Source organism: Bilophila sp., from assembly GCF_057864385.1.
This window is the reverse complement of the sequence record NZ_DBMAFI010000020.1, coordinates 48,194-64,912: the sequence shown is the minus strand read 5'-3', so window position 1 is coordinate 64,912 and position 16,719 is coordinate 48,194. Positions and strand designations below refer to the sequence as shown.

Annotated in this window: 17 protein-coding genes; 5 read left to right on the top strand and 12 right to left on the bottom strand. The window is 61.1% G+C overall.

What is annotated here, in order from left to right:
- Positions 1–57 precede the first annotated feature (57 nt).
- The 8 genes from ACZM8Y_RS08520 to lptE form a co-directional block, all read right to left on the bottom strand.
- The gene (locus tag ACZM8Y_RS08520) at positions 58–738 is read right to left on the bottom strand and encodes an energy-coupling factor ABC transporter ATP-binding protein (protein ID WP_479860031.1); all 681 of its coding nucleotides are present in this window, start codon (positions 736–738) and stop codon (positions 58–60) included.
- On the bottom strand, positions 735–1,430 hold the full coding sequence (locus ACZM8Y_RS08515) for an ABC transporter permease (protein ID WP_302553279.1): 696 nt from the start codon (positions 1,428–1,430) through the stop codon (positions 735–737). Before ACZM8Y_RS08515 ends, ACZM8Y_RS08520 begins: the two co-directional genes overlap by 4 nt.
- Positions 1,431–1,448: 18 nt before the next feature.
- Positions 1,449–1,922 carry a hypothetical protein gene (locus ACZM8Y_RS08510; protein ID WP_479860032.1) on the bottom strand — a complete coding sequence of 158 codons (474 nt, stop codon included), beginning with the start codon at positions 1,920–1,922 and terminating at the stop codon, positions 1,449–1,451.
- Positions 1,923–2,064: 142 nt separating this feature from the next.
- Entirely contained in the window at positions 2,065–2,274 is a 210-nt protein-coding gene (locus ACZM8Y_RS08505) for a hypothetical protein (protein ID WP_487479924.1), read from the bottom strand.
- A gap of 68 nt (positions 2,275–2,342) precedes the next feature.
- Positions 2,343–3,023: a phosphoribosylglycinamide formyltransferase gene (gene purN / locus ACZM8Y_RS08500; RefSeq protein WP_482333448.1), complete on the bottom strand. Its 681-nt coding sequence runs from the start codon at positions 3,021–3,023 to the stop codon at positions 2,343–2,345.
- A gap of 2 nt (positions 3,024–3,025) precedes the next feature.
- Positions 3,026–4,552, bottom strand: a complete 1,527-nt coding sequence (cobA, locus tag ACZM8Y_RS08495; protein WP_479859625.1) for a uroporphyrinogen-III C-methyltransferase — start codon at positions 4,550–4,552, stop codon at positions 3,026–3,028.
- A 197-nt stretch (positions 4,553–4,749) separates the two neighbouring features.
- The gene (locus ACZM8Y_RS08490; protein ID WP_479859626.1) at positions 4,750–5,079 is read right to left on the bottom strand and encodes a hypothetical protein; all 330 of its coding nucleotides are present in this window, start codon (positions 5,077–5,079) and stop codon (positions 4,750–4,752) included.
- A 102-nt stretch (positions 5,080–5,181) separates the two neighbouring features.
- Entirely contained in the window at positions 5,182–5,766 is a 585-nt protein-coding gene (gene lptE / locus ACZM8Y_RS08485; protein WP_308770887.1) for an LPS assembly lipoprotein LptE, read from the bottom strand.
- Positions 5,767–6,058: 292 nt separating this feature from the next.
- On the opposite strand from lptE, the gene serS reads away from it, so the two are divergent.
- On the top strand, positions 6,059–7,333 hold the full coding sequence (gene serS, locus ACZM8Y_RS08480; protein ID WP_337431624.1) for a serine--tRNA ligase: 1,275 nt from the start codon (positions 6,059–6,061) through the stop codon (positions 7,331–7,333).
- A 149-nt stretch (positions 7,334–7,482) separates the two neighbouring features.
- Positions 7,483–8,841, top strand: a complete 1,359-nt coding sequence (der, locus tag ACZM8Y_RS08475; protein WP_302553286.1) for a ribosome biogenesis GTPase Der — start codon at positions 7,483–7,485, stop codon at positions 8,839–8,841.
- A gap of 700 nt (positions 8,842–9,541) precedes the next feature.
- Here the strand turns inward: der and aroL are convergent.
- Positions 9,542–10,054 carry a shikimate kinase AroL gene (aroL, locus tag ACZM8Y_RS08470; protein WP_482333443.1) on the bottom strand — a complete coding sequence of 171 codons (513 nt, stop codon included), beginning with the start codon at positions 10,052–10,054 and terminating at the stop codon, positions 9,542–9,544.
- Positions 10,055–10,370: 316 nt separating this feature from the next.
- On the opposite strand from aroL, the gene ACZM8Y_RS08465 reads away from it, so the two are divergent.
- On the top strand, positions 10,371–11,114 hold the full coding sequence (locus ACZM8Y_RS08465; RefSeq protein ID WP_308770883.1) for a basic amino acid ABC transporter substrate-binding protein: 744 nt from the start codon (positions 10,371–10,373) through the stop codon (positions 11,112–11,114).
- A 390-nt stretch (positions 11,115–11,504) separates the two neighbouring features.
- Here ACZM8Y_RS08465 and ACZM8Y_RS08460 read toward each other — a convergent pair whose 3' ends face one another.
- Positions 11,505–12,020, bottom strand: a complete 516-nt coding sequence (locus ACZM8Y_RS08460; protein ID WP_482333441.1) for a nitroreductase family protein — start codon at positions 12,018–12,020, stop codon at positions 11,505–11,507.
- A gap of 727 nt (positions 12,021–12,747) precedes the next feature.
- On the opposite strand from ACZM8Y_RS08460, the gene ACZM8Y_RS08455 reads away from it, so the two are divergent.
- Both ACZM8Y_RS08455 and ACZM8Y_RS08450 read left to right on the top strand, forming a co-directional pair.
- Entirely contained in the window at positions 12,748–14,133 is a 1,386-nt protein-coding gene (locus ACZM8Y_RS08455; RefSeq protein WP_302553290.1) for an FAD-linked oxidase C-terminal domain-containing protein, read from the top strand.
- A gap of 72 nt (positions 14,134–14,205) precedes the next feature.
- Positions 14,206–15,501, top strand: a complete 1,296-nt coding sequence (locus ACZM8Y_RS08450; protein ID WP_482333438.1) for a (Fe-S)-binding protein — start codon at positions 14,206–14,208, stop codon at positions 15,499–15,501.
- A 588-nt stretch (positions 15,502–16,089) separates the two neighbouring features.
- Here the strand turns inward: ACZM8Y_RS08450 and ACZM8Y_RS08445 are convergent.
- Positions 16,090–16,212: a hypothetical protein gene (locus tag ACZM8Y_RS08445; protein WP_489501703.1), complete on the bottom strand. Its 123-nt coding sequence runs from the start codon at positions 16,210–16,212 to the stop codon at positions 16,090–16,092.
- Positions 16,213–16,330: 118 nt separating this feature from the next.
- Positions 16,331–16,591: a hypothetical protein gene (locus ACZM8Y_RS08440; RefSeq protein ID WP_487479925.1), complete on the bottom strand. Its 261-nt coding sequence runs from the start codon at positions 16,589–16,591 to the stop codon at positions 16,331–16,333.
- Positions 16,592–16,719 lie beyond the last annotated feature (128 nt).

Below are 16,719 nucleotides of genomic sequence, written 5' to 3'. Positions count from 1 at the left end.
CGGGGGAGGGGAGAAGGGGGCCTTTTCAAAGGCTCCCTTCTCCCCTCCCCCGATTCTTCACTCCATCAGCCTCCCCTCACGTAACGTGACGAGGCGGTCGGAGAGCGGCGTGATCCACTCGTGGTCATGGGAAACGACGACGACGGCGGAACCGGAGTCCGCAGCATGGCGCGCGGCGAGGGCAATGCGCTCGGCGCTCTGCTGGTCTACGCTGGCGGTGGGCTCGTCCATCAAAAGGACTCTGGGACGGAGGGCCAGACGGGCGGCGAGGGCCACACGCTGGCATTCCCCGCCGGAAAGCTCATGGCGGCGGCGATGCAGGAAGACGGCCGGATCGAGTCCCACGGCAAGGAGTGCGGCGGCGATCCGGCTTTGAAGCTCGGGGGCGCTGCGGATGCCCCGGACGCGCAAACCGTAAGCCACGTTCGAGGCTACGGAACGCGAGAGCAGATACGGCGTCTGGAGCAGGAGGGTAACCTGACGGCGCAGATGCAGATCGCCGGCCCCGGCGGGCTTGCCTTCAAAAAGCAGGGTGCCGCTGTCCGGCGGCTCAAGCAGGGCGATGATGCGGAGCAGGGTGGATTTGCCGCTCCCGTTGTGGCCCCGGATGCCCAGAACTTCCCCGGCGCGGATGTCCAGTTCGGAAAGGTTCAGGACGGTGCGGACGGCATGGGGATCGCGGCTTGCGGGATCGGGGTAGGCCCGGACGATGTTTTCCAGATGGAAGAGCGGGGTCATGGGCCCATCCTCCGGCGCAGGGCGGCAAGGCCCATATTCAGGACGAACGCCAGCGCCACGAGCACGATGCCGAGCGCAATGCTGCGGGCATAATCGCCTTTGCCCGTTTCGAGCGTGATCGCAGTGGTGATGGTTCGGGTGGCCCATTTGATGTTGCCGCCGACCAGCATGGAGATGCCCACTTCCGAAACCACGCGCCCGAAAGCCGTGATGCAGGCCGTGAGCAGGTGGAAACGCAGCTCCCGGACTGTGGAGAACAGCAATTGCCACGGCCCCGCGCCGAGCGTGCGGAGCGTGGGGGCAAGCAGCCTGTCGGCCTGCTCCACCGCGAGGCAGGTGTGGGCGATGACGATGGGGAGGCCGAGCAGGGCCAGCCCGATGGCGATGCCGGGCACGGTGAACAGCAGCTCGAAATCCGCGAACGGCCCTTGCCGGGCAAGCAGGAGATAGACCAGCAGGCCGAGCACGACGGTGGGGAAGGAGAGGGCCGTATCCACAAGGATGCGGAGTATGCTGCGGCCCGGAAAGCGGGTATAGCCGAGCAGAAAGCCCAGCGGCACGCCGGGGATGATGCAGCCGAGCATGGCGAGCCCAGAGGTGGACAGCGTGGCCTGAACCGCGGCGAATGTTTCTTCGTCGCCGCCCGCAAGAAGCTGGAAGGCGTCGCTGAATGCCTGCGTGATGACGCTCATGCCCGGCGTATGCCCCGACTACTGGAACAGGTACCCGTAGCGGGTGGCGAGGCTGTCGGTTTCTTCAACAAGCTTGGCGGCCAGCCCATTGATTTCATCCGGCGTGACGACGCCGACTTCGCGGGTCAGATAATGGCGCAGGATGTTCTCCGACTGGGAGAAGACCCAGACGACGGCATAGGCCGAGCCTACGCCCGGACGGTCTTTGAATTCAGGCTGGGTGGCGATGAGGATGCGGATTTTGGGTGTATCCTTATCAGTAAGCGAAAACAGGTTGCTGGAGTTGAGGGTTTCCTTGACGCGCGTGGCGAGGCGGGAGCCGATGCTGTCGTTGCCTTCATATTCCACGGCCACCGGCGTATTGCGTTCGGTGATGCGCGTAGGCTTGTTGGGGATGGCGGCGTCGGTTTTGGCCGGAGCGTCGGCGGCGAAGGCGGGGACGGCGGGCAGCAGGGCGAGGCCCAGAGCCAGCGAGCGGAGATAGGCGTGCATACGAGTGCCTCCTGAGGGCTTGAATATGGAGGTTCTTTAACGTGTTCCTTGTGCTGCATCAAGCCTTGGCGGGCGCGTGGAGCCTTATTTCTCTGCGGATCGGAAAGGCTCCGGCGTCCTGCATAACTGGAGGATGGAGCTTTCATACGAAAGCCTTGGGATAGGGAAGGGCCGTTTGAAGGCGGAGGGGAGGGGCGCTTTTTTGAAAGGCTGTGCCATAGAAAACGGTTGATGCTTTTTCCTTAAAGTTCCAAAGGAATAACCAGCCAAATGCCTTGGCCGTGGATTCCTTCAATGGGAAACTTGGATAAAAGGCCGTATGTTCACCGCGCTCTGAAGATGAAACAACCATGTACTATGACAGAACCTTTTGAAAAGCCTCCTTCTCCCCTCCGCATCATGTCAATGTTCCCTCATCCCTTAAAAGCCTTCCTCAAGCGGCGGGCTGACGAGCACGCCGGGGGAGGGGGCGGCGAGGGGGCGGGAGCCGGGCAGGAGATGCAGGGAGCGCCCGTCTTCGTCCATTTTGATCCGGTTTTCGGCAAGCCACTGGAGCGCCTGCGGATAGATGCGGTGTTCCTGCTCGTGGATGCGGTTCTGGAGATCGTCGAGCGGCTCGCCCGCGATGGCGGGCACGGCGGCCTGTATGATCACCTCGCCGTGATCCATGATCTCATCGACAAGATGCACGGTGCAGCCTGTAATCTTCACGCCCCATGCCTGCGCGTCCGCCGCGCCGTGGATGCCGGGGAAGGAGGGCAGCAGGGCGGGATGGATGTTGACCACGCGATGCGGGAACGCATTCAGGAAACCCGGCGTCAGCATACGCATGTACCCGGCAAGGGCTACGGTATCCGCCCCCGATTTCAGGATGGCGTCCGCCACCGCGAGATCATAGGCTTCGCGGCTCGGCCACAGCTTGTGATCCATCACGGCGCAGATGATCCCGGCGGCCTTGGCGCGCTCGATAACCTTTGCGCCGGGCCGGTTGCAGATCACAAGGCGGATGTCGGCGTCCAGCGCGCCGCGCCGGACGGCGTCGACCATCGCCTGAAAGTTCGTGCCGCTGCCTGAGGCGAGGACGGCGAGTTTCAAGGACATGGCTAGGCCCCCCGCTTTTCGTAATAGGCCGCCAGCGCCTTGACCAGCGCGGGGATGGTGAAGTCACCGGGCTGGATGTCGCAGGCAAAGCCGTACTTGGCGAGCGTCCTGGTGGTCACGGGGCCGATGCTGGCGAACTTCACGCGCTTGCCTTCGGGCTGATGCCGGATGGTGTCGGCGGGGATCTGGGCAAAGAAGTTGTCCACCGTGGACGAGGAGCCGAAGGTCACCGCGTCGAGGGTCCCGGCTTCAAGGCGCTGGAGCACTTCGTCACGGCGCGCGGCGGCGGGCACGGTTTCGTAGACGGGCAGCACGTCGACCTGCGCCCCGGCCTTGCGGAGCTCTTCGGGCAGCACTTCGCGGGCTTCGCGGGCGCGGGGCAGGAGGATTTTCTTGCCGTCCATGCCCAGTTGGATAAGCCCCTCGGCGACGCTTTCCGCAATGTAGGCTTCGGGCACGAAGTCGGGCGCGATGCCGTGGTCGCGCACGGCCTGCGCCGTAGCCGGGCCGATGGCCGCCACGCGCAGGCCGTACAGGGCGCGGGCGTCGAGGCCCTGCGCTTCAAGGCGCTCCCAGAAACATTTGACGCCGTTGGCGGAGGTGAAGATGAGCCAGTCGTACGCGCCGAGGCTGCGGACGGCGGCATCGACGCCGGAATAGTCTTCGAGCGGCTTGATGTCGATGGTGGGGAACTGGATGACCTCGGCGCCGAGATCGGCAAGCTGCGCGGCAAGCCCGCTGGCCTGTTCGCGGGCGCGGGTCACGACCACGCTGCGGCCGAGCAGGGGCTTCTGTTCAAACCAGTTCAGGCGGCCGCGCAGGGTGACGACCTTGCCCACGATGATGACGGAGGGGTTGGTGAAGCCCTGCCTGACCCCTTCCTCGTGGAGCGTCCCAAGGGTAGCGGCGAGGCTGCGGTGCTTCGCCGTGGTGCCCCAGTGCACGAGGGCCGCCGGGGTGTCGGGGGAGAGGCCCGCTTCAATGAGGTTCCGGGCGATGTCGGGCAGGTTCTTCATGCCCATGACGAACACGAGGGTGTTCGCGCTGGCGGCGAGGGCCTTCCAGTTGTGGACGGAGCCGGGCTTGTCGGGGTTTTCGTGCCCGGTGATGAGCGTTACGGACGAGGAAAAATTGCGGTGCGTCAAAGGGATGCCCGCATAGGCCGGGCCCGCGATGGTGCTGGAGATGCCGGGGACTTCCTCGAACGGCACGCCCGCGTCCAGCAGTTCCTCGGCCTCTTCTCCGCCCCGGCCGAAGATGTAGGGGTCGCCGCCCTTGAGCCGGGCGACGGTTTTGCCTTCTTTGGCTTTTTCTATGATGAGCCTGTTGATGCCGTCCTGCGGGAGCGCGTGGTTCCCGGCGACCTTGCCGACGTAAATGCGTTCCGCGTCGGGGCGGGCATAGCCGAGCAGGGCATCGTTGGCGAGGTAGTCATACACGACCACATCGGCCTTTTCGAGAATGTCCTTGCCCTTGATGGTCAGCAGGCCGGGGTCGCCTGGGCCGGCGCCGATGAGATAGACTTTCATGCGATCCTCGTTGTTTTCCTGATCCGGACGGGCGCATGCCGCGCGATCCGGGAGGCAGGATTGATGAATATGTGTTCCTGATGAAAGCGGGACGGCTGTATTCCGTTGCAGCCCGTGCGTCTTGCGGCGCGTCATGCCGGAAGAAAGGAATCCGCGCCGACAAGGTATAGGCAAACGCCGCTGATGAAAAGGGGCCGTCAGTGGCCGGAATAGGCCAGCACATGGTTGAGGCCCACGGTTTTGGCCGTTATTTCCGTGCCGGAAAAGGTCGCGCGCGTCAGTGTCCAGGCTTCCATGTCGATCAGGTCGATTTTACCGGAACTTTCCGCGCAAAGCAAAGGGCGCAGGGCGTCCAGCACATCGTCCAGGGGGAAAAAGACGCCCTCGAAGCTGATGCGGAAAACATCGCCTTCCAGCTCGGTGCATTCGGGGATGTTCCAATCGGACAGCACGGCGCCCACGGCGTCCGCGGTGCGCTGATCGGCAGGGAAAAGATGGCCGTAGGTCTTGCAGGGTTCCTCTCGCATGGCGTCACCGTGACGGGCGGCCCGTCGGCAGGGTTGGAAACGGAAAAGGGAGAGGAAACGGTTTTCCTCTCCCCTTGTCTTTCATCGATAAAGCCTCAGGGCTTAATGGATCTGGCTCTGGATCTTCTTGGCGGCCGGAACCAGCAGGTCTTTGAGCGTGTCGGACAGCAGGCTTTCGACGGCGGAGGAGGACGGGATGAACTGGCGCTCCTGCGAGGAGCTCAGGTTTTCGGAATAGAGCACGCCCTTCTTGTTGGAGAGGGATACCTTGGCCTTGATGGTGCACTGCACGCGGGTCGCGCTCTGTTCCTGCAGCCACACATCGGTGATGGTGCCGGTCACGATGTACGTGGGGTTGGCGGCGCGGGCCTGTTCCAGCGTGGAGGCGAAAGAAACCTGCACGCCCTGGCGTCCGAGTTCGTCGGCGAGCGAACGGCTGAACCAGTCGGCGATGGTGGAGCTGGCGGTGAACACCGAGCCGTCCTTGCGTTCCCCGATGTACTGGCGGGCCCTTTCGTCATTGAACATGACTACGGCGACGCTGGGCGAACCTGGCAGGGGGAGGACGGCGCTCGTATTCGTGTTGTAGATGAGGCGCACGTTGTTGCTCGGGCCGCAGGCGGCGAGGAGCGTCAGCGTGACCAGCGTCAGTGCAAGCAAGGCAAAGCGACGGATCAGTATGGACATGATGAACCTCCGAAAGGACTGTCTGATGAATGGAAGACAATACCCTGTTTGCGGGCGGGATGCAATCCGAAGCGGCTGGGCCGGGCGGCATGCCTCCATTCGGTTGACGGCATATACCAACTTGTCTAGACTGGAAGATTCAAAACGCCGGAGCGGAAAGCCTTCCGACGCGGGGTATCGCGGCGGAGGGGAGCCCCGCCGTGGGTTTGCCGTGTTTTGGTTCCCCATCCCCGGACGCCGTGTGCGGGCCGGCGGTTTTTCCCTTCATATAGGAAGACAAGGAGCGCTGAAAGTGCTGGATCTCAAACTGTTGCAGAAAAATCCCGAAGTGGTGGCCGCCGCTCTTGCGAAGCGCCATTCTCCCTTGAGCATGCGTACTTTTGAAGAACTCGACAATAAGCGCCGCGAGCTGCTCGCGCAGGTGGAGGCGCTCAAGGCCGAACGCAACCGCGCCTCCGCTGAAGTGGCCCGCCTGAAGCGCAATGGGGAAGACGCCGAAGCCTTCATCGCCAGCCTCTCCGATCTTTCCTCCCGCATCAGCGCGCTGGACGGCGCCACCGAAGCGGTGAAGGCCGAACTCGCGGACTGGATGCTTACCGTGCCGAATATCCCTGACGCCTCCGTCCCCGACGGTGTGGATGAGAATGACAATGTGGAAGTGCACCGCTGGGGCACGCCGCGCGAATTTGATTTTGAAGTGAAGAACCACTGGGATCTGAGCAACGATAACGGCGGCCTCGACTTCGAGCGCGGGGCCAAGCTCGCCGGCAGCCGCTTCACCGTGTCGTGGGGCTGGGCCGCCCGCCTCGAACGCGCGCTCGTAAACTTCTATCTTGATTTCCACCATGAGCAGGGCCGCACCGAAATCCTGCCCCCGCTCATGGTCAACCGCAAGACCATGCAGGGCACGGGCCAGCTTCCCAAGTTCGAGGAAGATCTTTTCAAGGTTGCGGATTGGGGATATTATCTGATCCCCACCGCCGAAGTGCCGGTGACCAACCTGCACGCCGACGAGATCCTTGACGAGGACGCCCTGCCGAAGCGGTATTGTTCCCAGACGCCTTGTTTCCGTTCGGAAGCGGGTTCGGCGGGCAAGGACACGCGCGGCTACATCCGCCAGCACCAGTTCACCAAGGTCGAAATGGTGTACATCACGCACCCCGACGACTCCTTCAAGTATCTTGAGGAAATGCGCCGCAGCGCCGAAACCCTGCTGGAGCGCCTCGAATTGCCGTACCGCACCATCACGCTCTGCGCCGGGGACATGGGCTTCTCCGCCTGCAAGACCTACGACGTGGAAGTGTGGCTGCCCGGCCAGCGGACGTACCGCGAGATTTCGTCCTGCTCGAACTGCGTCGATTTTCAGGCCCGCCGCGCCAACATCCGTTTCCGTCCCAAGGGCGGCAAGCCGGAGTGGGTGCATACGCTGAACGGTTCCGGCCTGCCCACCGGCCGCTCGCTGGTGGCCATCATGGAAAATTACCAGCAGAAGGACGGCTCCATCGTGGTTCCCAAGGTTCTCGTGCCCTACATGGGCGGCCAGGAAATCATTGAGCCGACGAAATAGCTGTTGTGCCGCGTGCGGGGGGAAGGGGAAAGGCTTCCCCCTGCACCCCACCCATCCCATAGAGCTTTATGTTTGAGGGCGGTTTCCGCGCCTCACGTTGTCCCTGCCCGTTGTTGCGGGCGTCACCCGATATTTGATGAGGAAGTCGCATGCTCCCCAAAATCGCTTTGCTTGGCCGTCCCAACGTGGGCAAGTCCACGCTGTTCAATCGGCTTATTCGCAGTAACCGGGCCATCACCCATGACCGTCCGGGCGTCACCCGCGACCGTATGGAAGGCGTGGTGCGTTCTCGGAGCGGGCGTTCCTTCACCCTGATCGACACCGGGGGCGTGACGCTCGACAGCCATTATTCCGTAGCCGACGGCCCCGAAGGGCTGCGCGGGTTCGAGGCGGAAATCCTCCAGCAGACGCAGGCCGCCATGGACGAGGCTTCGGTGTTCTGCCTCGTGGTGGACGGGCGTGACGGGCTGATGCCCTTCGACGAGCACCTTGCCTCGTTCGTGCGCCGGGCCGGGAAGCCGACCCTGCTGGTAGTCAACAAGGTGGACGGCATGGAGCATGAGGATACCATGCTGGCCGAATTCCACGCCCTCGGCTTCCCCATGCTGGCCCTCTCCGCCGAGCACGGCCACAACATCCGGGCGCTCGAAGAGGAAATGGTGGACTTGCTGCCCGCTGAAGACCCCGATGCCGAAGCGAAGCCGGAAAACGTGCTGCGCCTCGCCATGCTTGGGCGTCCCAACGCGGGCAAGTCCTCGCTGGTGAACGCCATGATCGGCGAAGACCGCATGATCGTCAGCAATGTGGCGGGGACGACGCGCGACAGCGTGGACATCCCCTTTGTGAGCGACGGGCGGGCCTGCGTGTTCGTGGATACGGCCGGGGTACGCCGCCGCACGCGCATTACGGACACTGTGGAGCGTTTTTCGGTCAACTCCTCGCTCAAGACCACGACCAAGGCGGACGTGACGCTGTACGTCATTGACGCGCTTGAGGGCGTGACCGCGCAGGACAAGCGGCTCATCGATCTGCTGGACGAGCGCAAGACGCCCTTCATGATTCTGGTGAACAAGATCGACCTTGTGGGCCGCAAGGAACAGGCCGCGCTGGAAAAGAGCTTTAAGGAAGTGCTCCAGTTCTGCCCGCATGTGCCGGTGCTGATGGTGTCGGCCATGAAGCAGGTTGGCCTTGGGCGTATTATCCCGCTTGCCGGGCAGATCCGTGAAGAGTGCAACATCCGCATCGGGACGGGCGCGCTCAACCGGGCTATGGAGGAAGTGCTTGCGAAGCACCAGCCCCCGGTGGTCAAGCGTTCGCGCCCGAAGTTCTTCTACCTGACGCAGGCGGAAATAGCCCCGCCGACGTTCGTGTTTTTCGTGAGCGACGCGGAGCGTGTCTCCGAAACCTATGCCCGCTATCTCGACCGTTCCCTCCGCAAGATTTTCCGCATTGAGCACGCCCCCATGCGCGTCCGCCTGCGCTCTTCGCATAAGAAGAGGAGCGAATAGCCGGTAGGGGAGGGGCTCCGCGAGGGGCCTTGGTACTCTTTTTTAGCCTGCGTCGTTGATGATGAGGGTGCGGGCGGGGAGTCCCCCGCATTGCTCTGGCGGAGAGCGCCTTTCAACGGATGGCACAAGCCCTCGGAAGTGTTTCCGGGGGCTTTTCATATATGAAGGCGGCGTTTTCCTTTGGCTATGCCCTAGGCCGTGTCGTTATGTTACGTATAATCATTTGAAACTATTGAAATAATCCTTTTGTAGCTTGAAAAATAGTTAAATAATTTCAATAGATTATATCTAATTGGCGACACGGCCTAGAAAGCGGTTGATGCTTTTTTCCTTGAAGTGCCAAAGGAATAACCGATAAAATGCCTTAGCCGTGAATCCCGCCAAAGGGAAAGCTGGAGAAAAAGGCTGTATTTTCACCGTACTGTGGAGATGAAACAACCATATGCTTATGACAATGCCTTTCCTTTCATGGCTTGAGGGCTGCGGGAAAAAACGCCGTTTTCCCCGGAGGGCGCAGAAAAAGGAAAGGCCCCGTCACGGCATGTAGGGATTCGCTGTTACGGCAAATGCTTTTGTTGGGGCTCCCAAGGCTGTTGCCGTGGTGGACCCAGCGGCGGAAAATCCCCGGCATCCGCCTTGAATGGCATGAAACAACAGTCAATCCCTTGCCATGACAGCGTCAAAGGGAAGAGGCGCGCGGTTACGCCTTCAAAAGCGCCAAGGCCTCGGCCAAGAGCGCTTTGGGCGTGGCGGCGGCATTGAGGATGTGTGTGGCGATTTCACGGTAGAGCGGTTCGCGGGCGGCGAGCACCTCGGCCACTTCTTCCGCAATGGATTTCCCGGTGAGCGTGGGGCGCTGGGCGGCGTTGGGGTTGGCTTGCAGGCGGGCCGCAAGGACTTCTGCCGGGGCGGAAAGATAGAGCACAATGCCGTTTTCACGCATGAAGCGGCGGTTTTCCTCGGCAAGCACCATGCCGCCCCCGGTGGCGATGACGGTCGCGGGAGCGGTGACTTCCCGGAGGACGGCGCTTTCCCGTTTGCGGAAACCGTCCCAGCCTTCGCGGGATACGATGTCCGCTACTGTTTCTCCTGTCGTTTCACGCAAATGGATGTCGGTATCCACATAATTGCAGCCGAGCTGCCGCGCCAGCGCGCCGCCAAAGGTCGTTTTGCCGGCGGCGCGTGCGCCGATGAGATAAATCGTATGAGCCATCAGTGTATCCTTGGGAAAGGGGAAAGAAGTGCGAATCGGCTTGAAAACATAGATGAACGCTTCCCGGCTGGCAACCTGCGCGGGCGGCATCCGGGGAATTTTGTTTTTTGGCGGGGAAATGGGCGCGGTGGCGCGGGCCGTGTGCCCAAAGCCCGTTTTGGGGAATATATGGAGATCGCCGGGATAAGGGCGGGGATGGCGGATTGTACGGGTTACATCTTTCCTTGAAACATGCTAAATCGGGGCCCATATTGTAAAGGGCGCTTCTGTCCAGCCGGCATTGCCGGACTGTAATGTCAACACCTTGGAGGAAAATATGTTCCGTACTTTGGCTGTCTCCCTGTTGTCCCTGCTGTTGTGCGCTTCGGTCGCCTTTGCCGAAAAGCCTCTTGTCGTGGCCTCGGATCCCACGTTCCCGCCGAACGAAATGCTGAATAAGGACAAGGAAATCGTCGGGTTCTCCATTGACTACATCAAAGCCGTGGGCAAGGAAGCCGGTTTTGACGTGCAGGTCAAGAACATTGCATGGGACGGCATTTTTGCGGCGCTCGCCTCGAATCAGGTGGACGTGATCGCCGCGTCCGTGAGCATTACCGACAAGCGCAAGAAGGCCATGCTGTTCACTGAGCCTTATTATGAGCTTCATCAGGCCGTAGTCCTGCCGCTCGGCAAGGAAATCAAGAATCTTGAAGAACTCGCCGGAAAGCGGGTCGGCGGGCAAATCGGCACGACCGCCATGGTTCAGACCATCCCCGCTTCCAAGATCAAGATGGTTGTGAAGACCTACGACGAAGTGGGCCTTGCCTTTGAAGACCTCGCCAAGGGCAACCTTGACGCCGTGATGTGTGATGACCCGGTCGCCAAGTATTACGCCAACACCAAGGACGAATACCGCGACAAGTTCCACATCGGCCTCGTGACCGGCGATCCTGAGTTCTACGGCTTCGCGCTCCGCAAGAACGATAAGGAACTGGCCCAGAAGCTGAACGTCGGCATCAAGGCCGTTCGGGAAAAGGGCATCGAAAAGCAGATCCTTGAAAAGTGGTTCGGCGCCAACTAGCCCGTCGGCGCAGCAAAAATGGGGAGGCTCCTTCCGTGGAAGGGGCCTCCTTTTTTATGGTTTGGCATGGGGAGCTTTTTGTGGCGCTCGGACGGGTTCGATGCCCTTTGGGATAGCCGGGGAATTTTTCGCCTCAGGCGGGAGCGTAGGGCGTGCCGTCCGGCGGGAGGGCAGGGCGCGTTAGTGTACGGAAGGAATCTGGCATGAACAAGGAAAACGTGGATCTATCCAGTATGGCGCGTTGGTGCACGGATTGAACCGGCTGACCGGCGGGCATGAACCTGACAGGCAGGGCACGTTGGTTCATGCGTTGAACCATTTGAATTATAAAGGATCTTCATCGGTGAGGGCAGGGCGATCCGGGCAGGGAATACCCCTGCCCCGGCGTCCTCAGAACCTCTCATGGTGGATCTTGGTGAAATCAAGATCCGCATCGGTATAGGGGGTCTTCCGCTCGTTCTTGTGTCCGATGGCGATGACGCTGAGGACGCCATAATGCTCAGGGATGCCAAGTTCCTGCCGGAAAGCCTCTTCGGAAGGCCCGCTGTCGCCTTCGCGCCTCCGAAGCTGGATCCACGTGGAACCGAGCCCGATCTTTTCCGCCTCAAGCTGGATGAGAATGGAGACGATGGAGGCATCCTCCACCCACACGTCGGATTTCTGGCTGTCGGCAATCACCACAATGGCGAGGGGGGCTGTTTCGAGAGGCGTGGTGCCGTGTTTTTTGTAGGTCTTGAGGCGGGCTATGGTTTCCTTGTTCTGGACAACGATACATTCGACGGGTTTCTTGCCCATCGAGGAAGGGGCGAGCAGGGCGGCCTTGAGCAGGCTGTCGATGTCTTCCTGCGAGACGGGCTCGTCGGTGAAGGTGCGGATGCTGCGGCGGTGTTGCAACAGTTCAAGCATGGCTGCCTCCTTGCGGATAGGGAAAAGGTTTTTGGCATGGCTGTGCCATAGAAAATGGTTGATGCTTTTTCCTTGAAGTTTCAAAGGAATAACCGGCAAAACGCCCCAGCCGGGGATTCCGCCGAGGGGAAAGCTGGGGAAAAAGGCTGTATGTTCACCATGTTGTGGAGATGGAACAACCAGCTATTCTGACAGACCTTCGGCATCATAGCGCAGAGGAGCCTGCAAGGGAATTGCTTTCAGGCCGAATGTGCCGGGAGGTGGATATTGGTACACGATGCGGCAGCTGTCCTGCGTCTTTCAGGCCGGATGCGCCGGGAGGCGGAAGGCGGACGGGAGGCGGATGAGGCATATCGGGACGCCCTCTTCGTGTCTCGTGCGGGATGACGTGAAAAAAAGAACAAAGATGTTGAACAGATCATGCGTGGAAAATGGAGGGCCGGGCGAGGATTCATATTATCTATGTTTATTGAAAGAAAAAGGAAATATTTCTTTGTCAACCGTAAAATATAAAGAGCAAAATAGATTTTTTCAGATAAGAAACGTCACTCGGTAATGCAATAAATAAAAAGGGTTGAGCATTCAATGAATGAAAAGGCATGGGTTTTGGGCTATCCTGTCTGAACTGACTATTCCGTGTTGCCTCAGGGGGAAGGCCGGAACGCAAGCGTGCTTCCGGCTTTGTTCGCGCCATCGGGTGTCCACGTTTCATGCTGCGGAGAGACGTATGTTAAGCCTTTCGTTCATTAGGGAAATCGAAAAGATCATCGGCCGGGAGAATGTATTGACGGGCGAGGCGGATCGCCAGAATTACGCGTATGACGCGGCGGTCCTGCCTCCCGTCGTTCCGGGCCTTGTCGTCCGTCCCACACGCACGGACCAGCTTGGGCCGTTGATCCAGAAATGCTATGAGGAAGGCATTCCCATCACTATCCGCGGTTCCGGGACGAACCTGAGCGGCGGGACCATCCCCGACAGCACCGACGCCGTCATTATCCTGACCAACAGTTTGGACAGGATTCTCGAAATCAATGAGGAAGAGATGTACGCGGTGGTTGAGCCCGGCGTGATAACCTGCGACCTTGCGGCGGCGGTGGCGGCCCGCGGGCTGTTTTATCCGCCCGATCCCGGCTCCATGTCCGTGTCCACCATGGGCGGCAATATCGCTGAAAACTCCGGCGGGCTGCGCGGCCTGAAGTACGGCACCACGAAAAAGTATGTCATGGGCCTCGAAGTCCTGACCGAAACCGGCGAGCTCATGAAGACCGGGGTTTGCGGGCGGGGATGCGAATACGGCTACAACCTCACCGAACTGCTTGTCGCCTCGGAAGGTACGCTGGCCCTTACCAGCAAGGCCGTCCTCAAGCTGGTGACGCCGCCCAAAGCCTCCAAAGCCATGATGGCCATTTTTTCCGAAGTGAAGCGCGCTTCGCAGGCCGTCGCCGGGATCATCGCCGCGCATGTCGTCCCTTGTACGCTGGAATTCATGGACAACGCGACCATCAACTATGTTGAGGACTACGTGAACATCGGCCTGCCGCGCGACGCTGCGGCCATCCTGCTCATCGAAGTGGACGGCCATCCGGCGCAGGTTGCCGACGAAGCCGTGAGCGTGGAAAAAGTCCTCAAGGATTCCGGTGCGCTGGAAGTTGTGGTTGCCAAGGACGCCGCGGAGAAGACGCGGATCTGGGAAGCCCGCCGCGTGGCGATCCCCGCCTTGGCCCGCTGCCGCCCCACGCTGATGCTTGAAGACGCGACCGTGCCGCGCTCCAAGATCCCCGCCATGCTTGAGGCGCTCGACAGGATCGCCGCGCGCCATCATGTGACCATCGGCACCTTCGGCCACGCCGGGGACGGCAACCTGCACCCGTCCATCCTCTGCGACAAGCGCGACAAGGAAGAATTCTCCCGTGTGGAGCGGGCCGTGGACGATCTGTTCAACATGGCTCTGGAGCTTGGGGGGACGTTGTCGGGCGAACACGGCATCGGCACCGCCAAAAAGAAGTGGCTTGAACTGGAAACCTCAAAGGGGACTCTTGGGTACATGCGGCGTATGCGCTCCGCTTTCGATCCGAAGAAGCTGCTCAACGCTTCAAAGATCGTTTCCCTCTAGGGCTTCCATGACGGCGGAAGGCGGCTTCTGAGGCCGACAGGTTTTGACTTTTTATTCGGGAAGGAATGGTTCATGGACGAGCTTACCCAACTTGCCAATGCCCTGATGTCTCTGGACGACAAACTGGCGGCCTGCATGAAATGCGGGTTCTGTCAGGCGTTTTGCCCCATGTATATGACGACGCGTATCGAAGGCGACCTCACCCGCGGGAAGATCGCCCTTGTCGAAAACCTTGCCCATCGCATCATTGAAGACCCTGAGGCCGTGAACGAGAAGCTGTCGCGGTGCCTCCTCTGCGGCTCGTGCCAGGCGAACTGCCCCTCAGGTGTGAAGACGACCGACATTTTCCTTGAGGCGCGGGCTATTGTGGCGACATACTTGGGGCTTTCGGCCATCAAGAAGGCCGCGTTTCGGATGCTGCTCCCCAATCCGCGCCTGTTCGGTACGCTGCTGCGTCTGAGCGCGCCGTTCCAGAACCTCGTCCTCAAGGATGAGGCCAAGCCGCAGAATACGGTATGTGCGCCCTTGCTGAAGCCCATGCTCGGCGATCGCCATATGCCCAAGCTGGCGGCAAAGCCCCTGCACAGTACGGTCGGCAATGTGAATACGCCCGTGGGCAAAAGCCGCATCAAAGCAGCTTTCTTCCCCGGCTGCCTTGGGGACAAGGTTTACGTCAACGTCTCCGAAGCCTGCCTTAAAGTGTTTGACTACCATGAGATCGGCGTTTTCCTGTCCGACAACTATGCCTGCTGCGGTATGCCCGCTCTGGCTTCCGGCGATCGGCAGGGATTTGAAAAAATGGTCATGCACAATGTGGATATCCTGAAGGAGCAGAATTTCGACTACATCGTCACGCCGTGTTCGTCGTGTACGGTGGCTATCCGCGAGTTCTGGGCGCAGTTCTCCAACAACCTGCCGCCGCGCTACCGTGACGCGATCAACGCGCTGGCGCCCAAGGCCATCGACATCAATGCGCTGCTCGTGGACGTGCTGCACATCAGCCCCAAGGCGCAGGCCAAGGGGCAGACGAAGGTGACGTATCACGAATCCTGCCACCTCCAGAAGTCCCTTGGCGTGAGCAGGCAGCCCCGCGATCTCATCCGCATGAACCCGGAATACAACCTCGTGGAAATGGCCGAAGCCAACCGTTGCTGCGGTTGCGGGGGGTCGTTCACGCTGACCCACTATGACCTGTCTCTCAAGATGGGCCAGCGCAAGCGCGACAACGTAATCGCCAGCGGTGCGGAAGTCGTGGCGACGGGATGCCCGGCCTGCATGATGCAGCTTTCGGATATGCTGGCCCGGAACAATGATCCCGTTCAGGTCAAGCACACCATTGAGATCTATGCGGAGTCCCTGCCGCGTTAAAATGTTCCGCGCCTTCCCAATGATGGCGGGGCGGGAACGCCCTGTGGCTGCACAGACGGCAACGGGGACGGCCCAGCAAGTGCCGTTCCCGTTTTCTTTTTTGGGGGGCGGAAGAGGGCCGCCGCTCTGGGCGTGCCGGGTAGCCTGCCGAGCAATCCGCCGTCCTGTTCCGTTCCAAGGCGCTGAGGTTCAGGCCGATGCCGCCTCCGTTCCACGGGCGTATTTTCCTTTGGCGGCAGGAGCGTCTTTCGGCAGGGAAATGCGGGTAATCTCAAGCATGGCATCCTCCCTTGACGGTAGGAGCGTCTCCGAGCCGGTATTCACGGCTGAGCAGGTGGGGGTGATGCCGGGAACGCCCTGTGGCTGCACAGACGGCAACGGGGACGGCTTATCAATTGCCGTTCCCGTTTTCTTTTTGGGGGGGCGGAAGAGGGCCGCCGCTCTGGGCGTACCGGGTAGCCTGCCGGCAGCAATCTGCCGTCCGGTTCCGTTCCAACGTGCTGAGGTTCAGGCCAATGCCGCCCCGTTCCACGGGCGCATCTTCCCTTGGCGGCAGGGGCGTCTTTCGGCAGGGAAATGCGGGTAATCTCAAGCATGGCATCCTCCCTTGACGGTAGGAGCGTCTCCGAGCCGGTATTCGCGGCTGAGCAGGTGGGGCGGTGATGCCGGGAACGCCCTGTGGCTGCACAGGCGGCAACGGGGGCGGCTCATCAAGTGCCGTTCCCGTTTTCTTTTTTGGGGGGGCGGAAGAGGGCTGTCCGCCGCTCTGGGCGTGCCGGGCAGCCTGCCGAGCAATCCGCCGTCCGGTTCCGTTCCAAGGCGCTGAGGTTCAGGCCGATGCCGCCTCCGTTCCACGGGCGCATCTCCCCTTGGCGGCAGGGGCGTCTTTCGGCAGGGAAATGCGGGTAATCTCAAGCATGGCATCCTCTCTTGGCGACTGGGGTGTCTCCGAGCCGGTATTCGCGGCTGAACCGGCGGGGCGGTGATGCACGGCAGCGGCGTGTCCGCTTGCCCAAAACAGCCGGACGGTGCCGGGCACCGCTTGGGTCTTGCCTTGGTGGGCTGGTGGGAGACGGGGAGGGGGCGGCATATGTGGCGGGGCGCGGAGTTATACTTGCCGTTTTTTAGGCCGCGCCGGAGGGGTGCATATGTGGCGCAGCGCATTGTCCGGCGTCCGTGTTCCCGTGCGGCAGGAACCTGCCGGTTCAGGGGGCATGG

Coding starts and splice junctions, on each gene's coding strand:
- ACZM8Y_RS08445 (WP_489501703.1), bottom strand. CDS start 16,212: ATGAGCCGCCCCCGTTGCCGCCTGTGCAGCCACAGGGCGTTCCCGGCA.
- ACZM8Y_RS08515 (WP_302553279.1), bottom strand. CDS start 1,430: ATGAGCGTCATCACGCAGGCATTCAGCGACGCCTTCCAGCTTCTTGCG.
- ACZM8Y_RS08505 (WP_487479924.1), bottom strand. CDS start 2,274: ATGGTTGTTTCATCTTCAGAGCGCGGTGAACATACGGCCTTTTATCCA.
- ACZM8Y_RS08465 (WP_308770883.1), top strand. CDS start 10,371: ATGTTCCGTACTTTGGCTGTCTCCCTGTTGTCCCTGCTGTTGTGCGCT.
- lptE (WP_308770887.1), bottom strand. CDS start 5,766: ATGTCCATACTGATCCGTCGCTTTGCCTTGCTTGCACTGACGCTGGTC.
- ACZM8Y_RS08440 (WP_487479925.1), bottom strand. CDS start 16,591: ATGCCGCCCCCTCCCCGTCTCCCACCAGCCCACCAAGGCAAGACCCAA.
- ACZM8Y_RS08490 (WP_479859626.1), bottom strand. CDS start 5,079: ATGCGAGAGGAACCCTGCAAGACCTACGGCCATCTTTTCCCTGCCGAT.
- ACZM8Y_RS08450 (WP_482333438.1), top strand. CDS start 14,206: ATGGACGAGCTTACCCAACTTGCCAATGCCCTGATGTCTCTGGACGAC.
- ACZM8Y_RS08510 (WP_479860032.1), bottom strand. CDS start 1,922: ATGCACGCCTATCTCCGCTCGCTGGCTCTGGGCCTCGCCCTGCTGCCC.
- cobA (WP_479859625.1), bottom strand. CDS start 4,552: ATGAAAGTCTATCTCATCGGCGCCGGCCCAGGCGACCCCGGCCTGCTG.
- der (WP_302553286.1), top strand. CDS start 7,483: ATGCTCCCCAAAATCGCTTTGCTTGGCCGTCCCAACGTGGGCAAGTCC.
- ACZM8Y_RS08460 (WP_482333441.1), bottom strand. CDS start 12,020: ATGCTTGAACTGTTGCAACACCGCCGCAGCATCCGCACCTTCACCGAC.
- aroL (WP_482333443.1), bottom strand. CDS start 10,054: ATGGCTCATACGATTTATCTCATCGGCGCACGCGCCGCCGGCAAAACG.
- ACZM8Y_RS08455 (WP_302553290.1), top strand. CDS start 12,748: ATGTTAAGCCTTTCGTTCATTAGGGAAATCGAAAAGATCATCGGCCGG.
- purN (WP_482333448.1), bottom strand. CDS start 3,023: ATGTCCTTGAAACTCGCCGTCCTCGCCTCAGGCAGCGGCACGAACTTT.
- ACZM8Y_RS08520 (WP_479860031.1), bottom strand. CDS start 738: ATGACCCCGCTCTTCCATCTGGAAAACATCGTCCGGGCCTACCCCGAT.